The sequence below is a fragment of the Oenococcus oeni DSM 20252 = AWRIB129 genome (assembly GCF_000372485.1).
GTDB classification, from domain to species: Bacteria; Bacillota; Bacilli; order Lactobacillales; family Lactobacillaceae; genus Oenococcus; species Oenococcus oeni.
In genome coordinates, this window is the sequence record NZ_AQVA01000001.1 from 26,747 (window position 1) to 39,666 (window position 12,920).

8 protein-coding genes, 2 pseudogenes and 1 other annotated feature are annotated in these 12,920 nt (G+C 39.2%); of the genes and pseudogenes, 4 read left to right on the forward strand and 6 right to left on the reverse strand.

What is annotated here, in order from left to right:
- Positions 1 to 7: 7 nt before the first annotated feature.
- On the reverse strand, positions 8 to 886 hold the full coding sequence (locus A3G9_RS0100135; RefSeq protein WP_002825616.1) for a MetQ/NlpA family ABC transporter substrate-binding protein: 879 nt from the start codon (positions 884 to 886) through the stop codon (positions 8 to 10).
- A 78-nt stretch (positions 887 to 964) separates the two neighbouring features.
- Positions 965 to 1,225 (reverse strand) — a binding site (T-box leader).
- A 271-nt stretch (positions 1,226 to 1,496) separates the two neighbouring features.
- Here A3G9_RS0100135 and A3G9_RS0100150 point away from each other — a divergent pair.
- Positions 1,497 to 3,170: an oleate hydratase gene (locus A3G9_RS0100150; RefSeq protein WP_002821608.1), complete on the forward strand. Its 1,674-nt coding sequence runs from the start codon at positions 1,497 to 1,499 to the stop codon at positions 3,168 to 3,170.
- Positions 3,171 to 3,263: 93 nt separating this feature from the next.
- Here A3G9_RS0100150 and A3G9_RS0100155 read toward each other — a convergent pair whose 3' ends face one another.
- The 5 genes and pseudogenes from A3G9_RS0100155 to A3G9_RS0100175 form a co-directional block, all read right to left on the reverse strand.
- Positions 3,264 to 4,211, reverse strand: coding sequence for a GRP family sugar transporter (locus A3G9_RS0100155; protein WP_002820910.1), 948 nt, complete (start codon positions 4,209 to 4,211; stop codon positions 3,264 to 3,266).
- A 115-nt stretch (positions 4,212 to 4,326) separates the two neighbouring features.
- Positions 4,327 to 5,250 (reverse strand): hypothetical protein, encoded by a 924-nt coding sequence (locus A3G9_RS0100160; RefSeq protein WP_002821609.1) that lies wholly within the window; start codon positions 5,248 to 5,250, stop codon positions 4,327 to 4,329.
- Positions 5,250 to 7,136, reverse strand: a pseudogene (locus A3G9_RS01000000109295) (ABC transporter ATP-binding protein). Before A3G9_RS01000000109295 ends, A3G9_RS0100160 begins: the two are co-directional and overlap by 1 nt.
- Positions 7,136 to 8,844: pseudogene (locus tag A3G9_RS01000000109300) on the reverse strand (ABC transporter ATP-binding protein). The pseudogenes A3G9_RS01000000109295 and A3G9_RS01000000109300 overlap by 1 nt, the downstream one beginning before the upstream one ends.
- The gene (locus A3G9_RS0100175) at positions 8,837 to 9,481 is read right to left on the reverse strand and encodes a TetR/AcrR family transcriptional regulator (protein ID WP_002821610.1); all 645 of its coding nucleotides are present in this window, start codon (positions 9,479 to 9,481) and stop codon (positions 8,837 to 8,839) included. The pseudogene A3G9_RS01000000109300 and the gene A3G9_RS0100175 overlap by 8 nt, the downstream one beginning before the upstream one ends.
- A 166-nt stretch (positions 9,482 to 9,647) precedes the next feature.
- On the opposite strand from A3G9_RS0100175, the gene A3G9_RS0100180 reads away from it, so the two are divergent.
- The 3 genes from A3G9_RS0100180 to A3G9_RS0100190 all read left to right on the forward strand — a co-directional run bounded on the left by A3G9_RS0100180 (position 9,648) and on the right by A3G9_RS0100190 (position 12,920).
- The gene (locus tag A3G9_RS0100180) at positions 9,648 to 10,625 is read left to right on the forward strand and encodes a D-2-hydroxyacid dehydrogenase (protein ID WP_002821611.1); all 978 of its coding nucleotides are present in this window, start codon (positions 9,648 to 9,650) and stop codon (positions 10,623 to 10,625) included.
- Positions 10,626 to 10,881: 256 nt separating this feature from the next.
- Complete coding sequence (gene scrK / locus A3G9_RS0100185; protein ID WP_002819554.1) at positions 10,882 to 11,757, forward strand: fructokinase ScrK; 876 nt, start codon at positions 10,882 to 10,884, stop codon at positions 11,755 to 11,757.
- Between the two features lie 152 nt (positions 11,758 to 11,909).
- Complete coding sequence (locus A3G9_RS0100190) at positions 11,910 to 12,920, forward strand: zinc-dependent alcohol dehydrogenase family protein (protein ID WP_002821613.1); 1,011 nt, start codon at positions 11,910 to 11,912, stop codon at positions 12,918 to 12,920.

The following is a 12,920-nucleotide window of genomic DNA, read 5'->3' on the forward strand; positions in this document are numbered from 1 at the left end:
TTTCTCCTTACTTTATTTTGATATCCCAAGCTGCCAGTTCAGTACCGTCAGAATATTTTTTGATTAACTGCTTAACTTTCTTTTGGTGATAGCCTTTAATGATTTCTTTATAGGCAGCGTATTTGGCTTTGTTTTTCTTGTAATTTGGTTTGGCAGCGATCACGTTGATCCACTTCTTTGATGCTTTGTTGACCGGTTCAACGTATATGGCTGATTTGAATTTTAATCCGGCTGATGAAACGAAGGTGTTGTTTACAAAAGCAGCATCGACTGAACTTAAAGAACGGGCGGTCTGCGAAGCGTCGACCAGAGTTATTTTGATCTTTTTTGGATTACTTGTGATATCACTTGGAGTAGCCAAAGTGACACCCTTCTTTAATTTAATTAAACCAGCTGTCTGCAAGGCAACCAAGGAGCGACCCTCGTTGGTTGCATCATTAGGAATGGCAATTTGTGCCCCTTTTGGAAGATCCTTGACACTCTTATATCCTTTTTTGGTATAAAGACGAATCGGTGCGATGACTGTTTTAGCGATTGCCTTGATATCACCGTGATTTTCTTTGTTCCAATTATCCAAAAAATCATAATGCTGAAAAGCGTTCAAGTCGATATTGCCGTCTTCTAAAGCCTTGTTGGGCTGGGAATAATCGGTAAATTGAACATATTTAATTGTGACATTTCCATGCTTTTTAGCATATTTGCTGATGACTTTCCATTCAGCCTTGGCCTCGTCATCCATTGTCATTACACCGACTTTAACTGTGATTGCTTTGGCCTTGGCAGATGCAACTGTATTTGAATTAATTGCCGGCAAAACAAGTGCTAAGGTACTCACGGCCAGACTTGAAAGTGAAAAATAGGCTGCCTTTTTAATTGCTCTTTTCATAATAAATAAATCTCCGATCCCAAAATTTAGTGATTTCTCGCGGAATTTCCCGACAAAAAAATCGCTCCTGTAAATTAATACAGAAGCGACTTGTCGCGTTACCATCCTGATTTGTTTCTTTGCTTGCACAAATAAACCTTACTAACCATCTTTGTTAGCAGATGGGCTAACAGCAATGGCGTGTCCGATAACGAGGACCATTCCGTTTGATACTTTCGGTAAACCGTTCGTATCAACCAATCACCGGCCATTTTCCTTTTCTTAGTAAAGATCGGCTTACAGCTAGTACCGACTCTCTAGACATTACTGGAAAAGTACTTTCCAGATCAATTCGTTTGAAATCTACGTAACACAATATAACAAGGGCCGATTGCTTTGTCAAACATTTTTAAAAAAAGAAAGAGAGACACAAAACAGATCTAGCGTTTATTTATTAGGAGCAAATGGTGCAAGATAAATATCTTGCTAATTTATATTTGTGGACAGAAGAAATTTTGATGAATTTATTGGCTTATTTCTTATTTAAGAAAAAGTTTTTTTAGGGGTGTAAAATAGTTCATATAAAGTTTTGAATGAATATTCATTCCGAAATTGTTAAAGGAGTAATCTTATGACACAACATGTTTATATGATCGGAACTGGAATTGGAAATCTGTCTGCTGGAATATATTTAATTCGTGATGGCAAATGGTCTGGCAAACAAATCACAATGTATGGTTTAAATACCCACGGCGCAAATGATGGTAATTTGGTTGAAGAATATACCAAGGAATACCGGGGGCCTAAATTAAGCAATACAAAGGGCTTTTTGGCCGAGGGTGGTCGCATGCTTAATGAGGCGACTTATGAAAATCTCTGGGACATTTTGCGAAGCGTTCCGTCTTTAGATAATCCTGGTCAGTCAGTGACCGACGATATTTTACATTTTGATCACGCCCATCCAACCCACGATGTTGCTCGTTTGATGGACAAAGTCAATGGTTTGAGAATTAACGGTAAAAATGATTACAAAAAGATGCAGTTTAATATGCGCGATCGAAGTTTTTTGACCAAATTAATGCTGATGCCGGAAAAGGATGAAGAAAAATTAAACGACATCTCGATTGAGGAGTGGTTTAAGACAAGTCCGCACATCTTTACAACTAATTTCTGGTATATGTGGGAAACGACTTTTGCTTTTAAAAAAGAATCTTCGGCGATGGAACTTCGCCGTTATATGAACCGAATGATTTTAGAGTTTTCCCGAATTAATACTCTGGAAGGCGTTACGCGAACTCCTTACAATCAATATGAATCGATTATTTTGCCAATGCGGAAGTATTTGGAAAATAGCGGGGTTGAATTTGTAAATGATACTAAAGTTACTGCTTTTGATTTTGCCGATACGCCTTTTCGCGATGACATTATCGTGACCGGCTTGGAGTTGGAAAATGTTGATTCTGGAAAGAAATCAAAAATCAACGTTGAAAAAGATGATTTTATTTTTGATACAAACGGTGCGATTACTGATTCGGCAAGTATCGGTGATATCGACACAGCAATTGTCGAAAACAAAGAATATGCTCCATCAGCAGCTTTGTGGAAACAAGCAACCGAGCATTTTTATTCCCTTGGCCATCCGGATAAGTTTTTCAACGACCGTTCGCAATCCGAATGGATGAGCTTCACGGTGACAACCAATAATCATTTCTTGTTGAATCAAATTACCCGAATTACTCAGCAGGAACCCGGCAATGCCTTAAATACTTGGGTCGATTCGAATAATTTGCTTTCGATCGTTGTTCATCATCAGCCACACTTTAAAGCTCAAAAAGAAAATGAGACCGTTTTTTGGGGCTATGCAATGTTTCCTAGAAAGAAAGGGGACTATGTTGACAAAACATTTATTGAAATGACCGGTCGGGAAATTCTTAGTGAATTGATTGGTCATTTAAATGAAGTCGATGGGGCAGCTGATAAAATCGGTGATCATCTTGACCAGATTTGGGATTCGGTTGTTAACGTGGTTCCGGTTTATATGCCTTATGCCAGTGCTCTTTTTAACCGGCGCGCAGTTGGGGACCGTCCTGCGGTTGTACCAAAGAATTCTAAAAATTTAGCCTTTATTAGTCAATTTGCTGAAATGCCCTTCGATATGGTCTTTACCGAACAATATTCGATTCGAGCGGCGCAGGTGGCCGTTTACAAATTCCTCGGTATTCCTTCTAGTAAATTAACCAAACTTCATCATTATGAAAAAGATCCAAAAGTGATTGCAAGGGCCACAAAGAAGATGTTTAAGTAATTTGTTTTTCACCAGAAGAAACTTTTGAAAAATTGAAACTTGGATAAATAAAAAAGCATTCTCTATCTGAATGCTTTTTTATTTGCAAAACTTTTAAAGTTTGCTTAAATTTGAGATCAAAACTCCGCCAATCACGACAAGAACAGAGCCGATAACTATTTTAACCATTTGATCGCGAGTCTTTTTTTCGTGTAAAAGATAAATTCCACCGAAGGTTCCGACAATCACACCCATCTGTGAAAGGGTTGTGGCCGTTGCTTGCCCGATTGCCGGGTTGGCCGTTGAAATAAACATAAATAAATTTCCGACTCCCCAGTTTAAACCGGTTAAGATATTTCTCCAAGTTGCTTTTTGAAACATTTTTTCGGATTCGTGGAAAACAAAAATTACGATAATAAAAGCACCTATAACCTGGCCGATTGCTTGAGGACCAATGATTGCCGTCATGTAGCTGGCGCCATTATTAGCTTCATGGACGGCCTTGCTGATAAAGCCGACTTTGAACATCAAGTTTGGAAAAACAAAGTAAAGCATGTAGCCGATTGTTGAAAGCAGAAGAGCAATCAACCCGTGTGAATAGGCAGCCGGTCTTTGGGTACTGGTAGACTTGGAAGCTTTTGAACGAGCGGAAGTCAAAAGCGCGCCAGTTGTAACCAATGTAATGGCAATTGCACCGAAAATCCACATCTGAATTGTTGTCCATTCGCCAAGAACGGCTGCTGCCATTATTGCGTTTGAAACAATTTGTCCGGCAGTTGAAAGCGGAAAAGCCGAAGAAACGCCCATATCTTTATAGGCGACGAATTGTCCAGCTGTACCAACTGCCCAAAAAATTCCGGAAAATAGGCCGACTATCCATATGCGGTAATCAAGCGAAATATGATTTGGAATCACATAAAACAGCATTACTGCCAAACCGAAAATTAATGCGCCGAAAGTCATGCCGAGTGTTTGTTGGGCAGCTGATCCACCCATTTTTGTGTTAACTAAGCCAGTTGATCCCCAAGTTATGGCAGGAATCAAGGCAATTAAAATTCCCATAAAATACCTTTCTTATTTTTTTATTTTGTAAAACGTTTAAAACAACCTTTTAACTATAGAATAATTGGTAACCCCTTTCAAGTGAAAAAAGTCCCAATTTTAAAAATTAGAATTCTCATCTAGTAATGAAGATATAGATTTTCTTGGTTGAAAAGCCGGTATCAAATTTAATTCCTTTTGAGCTGATTGTCTTCAAAGAGGTTGTCTGCGATGTTTTTGCTTCTTTGGCAAACTTTGTGAACTTTTCTAAAACGTTTTTTGAATTGGCGCCAAGTGAATTAGCCAGCAAGGCGAAAGTTGTTGCGAAAGTTTGAGCTGATTTTTTATTGCTTCCGCTTGAAAGCAATTTAGCCGGGACGATTAAGGATATTCCGATTAATCGACCATTAGCGACGTTGACTCTTATAATATAATTTTTATTGCTAACAGCATTTTTAATCGCATTTTTAAGCTTTTTCGGTAGAAGGTTATCCTTGTTTTCTGATTTCAACTTCGCTGTTGCCGCTTGAACTTCTTTGGCGTCCTGCTTTAATTCTTTGTTTTTTTCTTCCAATTGAAGTTGTTCGGTCCGACTCATTCGAGCGATTTCGGCGGCCGTTGTTTGTTTTGCCGCTTGCGCTTTTTTTAATTCGTTTGCTTTTTTAATAATGCTTTTCGGTAGGGAACTGGCAATTAAAGATTGATTATATTTTTTGGCGAATTTTTGGTAGTCAGCCAATTGTTTACTTGCTTTAACAACTATTTTGGCAGATACGTTGCCATTATAAATCGTTACTTTCTGTTCTTTATTCGAACTTGGAATATTTATTGCAAAAGAATTCGATCTGATTCGAACAGAATGCTTTTTTCCGTCATTAATTGAATAGCTGATAAATTTATTTTTAGTTGCGGTTCCCTTGATATTCGTGGACAAACCACTTGCTTTGTAAACTGTTTTATCCGGTTCGACTTTCGCTGGGCGAAAGATATAATATCTGACACCGGAAACTATTAAAAGGAGAAGGATTATCTCTGAAATTATTTTCGTTGACTTCTTCATCAGATAACCACCTTTCCGGAAAATTGGCTATTATACAGATCGGCATAAAAACCGTTTTTCTTCATTAACGAGTCATGATTTCCGGTTTCAACAATTGATCCGTGGTTCATAACGACAATATGCTGAGCATCGCGGATTGTTGAAAGACGATGTGCGACGACAAAACTCGTTCTTCCTTTTAGCAGAGTTTCCATTGCATGTTGAATTTGGACTTCTGTTCGACTGTCAACAGAAGAAGTCGCTTCATCGAGAATCAGAATTTCCGGATTGGCAAGAAAAGCTCGCGCAATTGTAATCAATTACCGCTGCCCTTGAGAGATATTTGACGCTTCTTCATTAAGAATTGTTTTATATCCTTTTGGCAGTTGCTTTACAAAAGTGTCGACGTGGGCGGCTTTTGACGCTTTAATAACCTCATCTTTTGATGGATTTTCTTTTCCGTAAGCGATATTGTCATAGATTGTTCCAGTGAAAAGCCAGGTGTCTTGAAGTACCATTGCGAAGTGGGAACGTAATTTTTCGCGGCTCATATCACGTGTATCCTGGCCGTTGAAACGGATCGAACCGGCTTTTATATCGTAAAAGCGTTCGAGAAGGTTGATCATAGTCGTTTTTCCAGCCCCGGTCGGTCCCACAATCGCAACGATTTCGCCTTTTTTAACCGGCAAATTATAATCGGTCATCAATAATTCGTCATTGGGATTGTATCCGAATTGAACGTGATCGAAATTAATTATTTCTTTTTCTTTTTTGACCGGAAGATTTTGCTTATTATTTTTCATTTCCGGTTCATCAAGAACTTGAAAAATACGCTCTGCAGAAGCAATTGTTGATTGAATTTGGTTTGTAAGATTGGTAATTTGAGAAATCGGTTGACTGAATTGATCGGTATATTGAAGAAAGGCCTGAATATCACCGATTGGAATTTTGCCATTAGCGACTTTAATCCCACCGAGAATTGCAATGCCGATGTAACCCAAATTATTGATAAAGGTCATTAGAGGCATAATCATGCCGGAAATAAATTGGGCTTTCCAGCTGGCTTTATAAATTTGATCGTTTTCTGCTGCAAAGCTTTGTCGTTCTTTGTCTTCGTGATTATAGGCTCTGACGATTGTATATCCGGCATAAGTTTCTTCGATCTGATTGTTCAATAATCCCAAGTGGCGTTGCTGATCGGAAAAATATTTTTGTGAACGGGGTGCGACGATTCCGATGATAACAACTGAAACAGGTACGATAATCAAAACCCATAAAGTTAATGGGATCGAAATTGAGATCATCATCCAAAGAATCGAGAAAAAGGTTGCAATCGAGGTAATCAGCTGGGTCAAATTTTGTTGCAGAGTCGACGAAATATTATCCATATCATTGGTTGCTCTGGACATAATATCGCCATTGGAGTGTGTGTCATAGTAGCTGATCGGAAGATTCCGCATTTTGTTTTTCAAGTCGCGTCGAAGATCGAAAACGGTATGCTGGGAAACACGCGTCATGATAAATTGTTGTGCAAAAGAAAGAATTGCCGCCAGTATATATAAGACAATAACTTCAATCACGATACTGATAATTTTGTCCCAATTCATCGGCAAAGTGGAAATGTGCATCCCGGCTTTTATTTCGGCAGCTCCCGAGAGAACCCCTTCATAAATTTGAGTCGTTGCTTTTCCAAGAATTTTTGGAGTTTGTGCTTGGAAAATTGCTGATCCGATTGCAAAAACGACCACAAAACTGACAGCCAGCCAACGCTTTTTCATATAACCGAATAAACGTTTTGTGGTTGGCCAAAAATGTTTTGGTTTTTCTACCAGACCCGGGCCACCATGCGGTCCGAAACCGCGCGGGCCGCCAGGATGTTTTTGAGTCGTTTTGTTGTTTTCGGCCATTATTGATCTCCTTTCCGAATCTGCGTGATATGCTTTGTTTTTTTCTTTAATTCCTGATGCGTGCCGACACCGGTCATTTTTCCGTCTTCAAGAACTAGAATAGTATCGGCATCGACAACCGTTGAAATTCTTTGGGCAACGATAACAACGATTGATTTTTTAATTTCTGGGTCTTTTTTCAAAGCAGCCCGCAAATTGGCATCGGTTTTAAAGTCCAAGGCCGAGAAGCTATCGTCAAAGATGTAAATTGAAGCTTTTTTGGCTAGAGAACGGGCAATTGCCAAGCGCTGCTTTTGGCCTCCAGAGAAATTGTAGCCCCCTTGTTCAACGTGGCCGTCCAGACCGCCGTCCAGTTCTTTAATGAAATCACTGGCTTGGGCAACATCCAAGGCATGCCAGAGTTCTTCGTCGCTGGCATTCGGATTTCCATATTTAAGATTATCGCGAACAGTTCCGGTGAAGAGGGTTGCTTTTTGTGGCGTAAGAGCTATTAAATCGCGAAGATCATGTTGACGGTAGTTTTTGATATTTTGACCGTTAACTGTAATTAATCCTTTGTCAATATCGTAAAAACGCGGAATTAAATTAATCAAAGTCGTTTTTCCAGAGCCGGTTCCACCAATAATTGCGACTGTGTCACCAATTTTGGCAGAGAAGTTTACGTTTTTGAGTGCTGCTTCTTCAGCACCATCATAAAAGAATTCAACGTCTTTGAAAGACAGTTCCGGTTTCTCAAGGGCTTTTACTGATTCTTTGGGATCTATAATTGTTGATTTGGAATTAAATAATTCATTGATTCGATCCGCCGAGGCCTGGGCACGAGGAACCATTACGAAGATCATTGACAGAAGCATAAAACTGATCATAACCTGCATTGCATAGGTCATAAAGGCAACCAGGTCACCGGTTTGCATTGCCTGATAGGAGATTAATTTTGCTCCGAACCAAGTGATACCGACATTTGTTCCAGACATTATCAAGGTTACCAAAGGAAAAATTGCCGACATAATTGTAAAGACTTTTATGGCATTGTCTGTATAGTCATCGTTAGCATCTTTAAAACGAGACTGTTCGAACTTGTCTCGCCCAAAAGCACGAATAACCCGGACACCAGTCAGTCCCTCACGAAAAACCAGATTGATTCGGTCGGTTTTTTCTGCATTGCTTTGAAAAGTGGTATCGCAAAGTACATCGCAATACCGATTACAATCACCAAAACCGGAATCGATACGAGAAAAATTTTTGTTAATTGAGGCGACTTGCTATAGGCCATAATACTGGCCGCCACCAGCATGATCGGAGACATAAGCATCATCCTTAAAAACATCATGGCGACATTTTGAATTTGGACGACGTCGTTGGTTGTTCTTGTAATTAGAGACGAAGTGCCGATTTGGTCGAATTCTTTGTTGGAAAAGCTCATTACTTTGTTATAGATATCGCGTCTTAAGAGCATCCCAAGTTTTTGTGAGGCAATCGCTGAAGCATAAACATTAGCCACACCGGCTAAAACCGAGATGAACGAATATAAGGCCATCCAGACACCTGTATGATATATGTAGTTTATATTGCCTTTGATAACGCCGTTATTGATTAAATTAGAAGTCAAATCAGGCAAAAGCAGCATCGTATAAACCTGAATGATCATAAAAACGACTGATGCTGCAACTGCCCATATGCTCATTCTTCCTTTGGCTAATTTAATCATGCTCTTTCTCCTTATATACTCCGTATTTTAACCAGTCTATTTGTTTGTCTATTCCTTCCAGGATCTCTTCTAAATCCACTTTTTGACCGGAATCGCATTTTGAAAAGTAGGCCGTTGCTGCTTGAATGATGATTCCCGACATTATGTGCCGCAAAGTTATCAGATCCTTTTTTGATTTTATTTTCAAAAAAGAGAAATCTATCTCATCGAAATATTCCGGTGCTTTGTTTTCCGGATGATGAAAATTCGCAAAACTATCAATAATATTTTGATCTCGTTGAATATTCAAACCGAAAATAGCATTTTCGAAAAAAATCGAATTCTCGCCATTCACAATTCTTCTCAAGACTTTTTTTGCGACTTGCCGCCATGCCTCAATCAAATCGCCTTGGTGATTTTCGAGTTCTTTTTTGAAATTTTCATGAAAGCCCTGAAATTTTTTTTCAAAAAAATAATGATACAAATCATTCAAATCATCAAAATATTGATAAAAACTTCCCCGAGGGATTTGGGCTCCAGTAACTATATTGGCAATACTTGCCTTTGATAAGGGCACGCGGAAGAACTCTTTTTCAGCGGAATTAATAATCCTTTGACGTTTTTCTTCACTTAAATTGTAAAAAGTTTCTTTCGGCATACAGATTGTTTTTATTATGACATGTTGTCATATGACAACATGTCATAATAACTTTATTAAAATTAAAAGTCAAGAAAAAGATTTTGTTTTCCTTTTCATAATCCGATATCTTTTAGTTTGTTATTGAGGATTTTTTTGTTAAGATTGCAACAATATGAAAATCCTAATGTATGCTGTTTTCGAAGATGAAGTACCTTATATTGAAGAGTTTGCCAATCGTACTGGCCATGAAATCGTTCAGGAAACCGATTATTTATCCGAAAAAAATGTCGATTTGGCAGCCGGTTTCGATGCGGTTGTTACCCAACAGACGGTCAACATTCCTGACATGGTGTATTCTCGTCTGGCTGAATTAGGTATCAGGCAAATCAGTATCCGTCAGGTTGGTTACGATATTTTAAATATCGATGCGATTCATAAAGCCGGACTGCGTGCGTCAAATGTCGCAGCTTATTCGCCAAGAGCGATTGCCGAATACACATTGACACAACTTTTAAACCTGATCCGTAACAACAAGAGATATTATCAGGCCACAGAATCGGGTAATTGGTTATGGTCTGCAGCCCCTCAGGGGAAAGAAATCCATGATCTAACGGTCGCTGTTATCGGCGCTGGACGTATTGGTTCGGCTCTGGCTGAGATGCTTCATGTACTTGGCGCGAAGGTTTTGGCAGTTGATCCGGTTTACCATGCTCAAAATGAAGCTTTTTTGGATTATACAAATCTTGACGATGCTTTGAAAAGGGCTGATGTTATCACTTTCCATACGCCTTTAAACAAGCAGACCAATGGTATGGCCGACAAAGATTTTTTTCAAAAAGTTAAAAAGAATGCATACATTTTAAACTTTGCCCGCGGAGGGATTATTCAAACTTCGGCTTTATTGGAAAATTTGCGTAGCGGAAAATTAGCTGGAGCAGCTCTGGATGTTTTGCCCAATGAAACCGAGTTTATGGGCAAAATCCAAAATCCTGACAAACTTCCGGCTGATGTTCAGGAATTAATGTCGAGGGACAACGTTTTACTGTCGCCACACGTGGCTTTTTATACGAACCTGGCCGTTAAAAATATGGTTGAAATAGCTTTAAACGATGCGATTGCCCTTTCTCAAGGCAAACATATCGAGAATGAAATTCTTTATTAAACTTTTAAAAATAATTTAAATCAATCCCTAAAAACAGTCAAAAAGCTCTCCACAAACTAATTGAATTTTGTGGAAAACTTCACTTGATTGCTTTTTTGAAAACGACAACATCAAGTTAATGAAGGATTTATAAATCTGGTTGGATCGGAAAAAACTTGATCGAACTGATTCTGAATTGGATTTATTTATCCTTCAGAGTGAAATAATTGATTGTTTTTTATATCAATTCTTATTTTTGTACCAGAGGGAGATGCGAGTGTTACTAGGAAGCATTGAAGCTGGCGGTACCAAATTTGTTTGTGCCGTCGGCAATGAGGATTACCGGACAAAAAATATTGTTCGTTTTCCAACGACTACACCAGAAGAAACATTGACAAAATGTGTCGAATATTTTAAGAAATTTGACGATGTAAAAGCGATTGGCGTTTCTTCGTTTGGACCGATTGAATTGCGTCGCAATTCGCCAAAATATGGTTACATAACAAATACGCCAAAACCCGGTTGGGCCGATGTTGATTTCGTAGGTCGTTTAAAAAAAGATTTTGATGTACCAATTCATTGGACCACTGATGTTAATGGTTCGGCTTATGGAGAATATGTTATTTCGACTTTATTCAACGAGCATATTAATTCTTTGGTTTATTACACGATCGGAACTGGTGTTGGTGCCGGCGCGATTGTGAATGGCAAATTTATCGGTGATCTTGGCCATCCGGAAATGGGGCATGTACGTTTAAAGCGTCATCCGGATGATTTGGACTTTCCAGGAATTTGTCCTTTTCACGGCGATTGCCTTGAGGGACTCGTTTCCGGTCCGACTTTTGAAGCGCGAACCGGTAAAAAAGGTCAAAACGTTCCACTGACTGACCATGTTTGGGACATAGTGGCTTATTATGTTGCTCAAGCAGCGATTCAAGTTACTTTGACACTTCGCCCGGCAAAGATTGTTTTTGGCGGCGGCGTCGTTAGCGAGGAATTTTTGAAAAAGGTTCGTGTCCAGTTTAAAGAGCTGTTAAATGATTACGTCGATGTTGGAAAACTGGAAGATTATATTGTGATGCCGGCAATCAAGGAGAACGGATCAGCGACTTTAGGCGATTTTGCTTTGGCACTTTTGGAATATCGTAAATAAAGTTAGTGAAAAAATTATTTTAATAGTGATATAATACAATAAGTCAATTATTTCACATAAAAGGGTTTGAATTAAAGATTATTTCCCATTTTGAATAATGATTCCTTTGTTGATTCTTAAATTGACAATCGTTGAAAAAAGGAGATTTTATTATGGCAACGATGGATGCATTAGTATTAACTGCCGTTAAGAATATGAAAATTGAACAAGTCGACAAGCCTCAAGTGAAGGCAAATGAGGTTTTGATCGAGACCAAATACGCCGGAATTTGTGGAACCGACCATGCTCTTTACAATGGTTTGCCGGGTTCGGCCGCTGCGGTTCCACCAATTGTTTTGGGACACGAGAATTCCGGGGTTGTTTCCGAAGTTGGTGAGAAAGTTACAAGCGTCAAGGTCGGCGACCGGGTAACGGTTGATCCGAACATATACTGTGGCCACTGTTTCTATTGCCGGACTGGCCGTCCAGAACTTTGTGATAATTTGTCGGCCGTCGGTGTTACCCGTAACGGAGGTTTGGAACAATACTTCACAGCACCTTCGACACAGGTTTACAAGGTTCCTGACAACGTTTCTTTAAAAGCCGCCGCCACAACCGAACCGATTTCATGTGCTGTTCACGGTGTTAAGTTGTTAAAGTTAACGCCTTATCAAAAGGCTCTGGTAATCGGTGATGGTTTTATGGGTCAATTGTTTGTTCAACTTCTGTGTGCTTACGGAGTTCATCAAGTGGATTTTGCCGGTATTATCGATGAAAAGCTGGCTCTGAACAAAGAAAAATTTGGCGTTACCAATACTTACAATACGACTCGCGACAAGATTCCGGCTGATTATGATGTTGTGATCGAAGCAGTCGGTCTTCCCGAAACACAAGAACAAGCCGTTAATGCAACTGTCAAAGGAGCGCAAGTCTTGATGTTTGGTGTCGGAAAACCAAATCAGGAATTCAAAATGAATACTTACGAGGTTTATCAAAAGCAACTTACAATTCAAGGTTCCTTTATCAACCCTAATGCTTTTGAAGATTCTTTGGCATTGTTGTCGAGCGGGAAATTGGACGTATTGTCTTTGATTAGTAATGAACCATCACTTGATAAAGTTTCCGATTATCTTGATGGCAGTGTTAAAAATGTCAGCAAAGCTGTTGTTAAAGTAGGTGCTTAA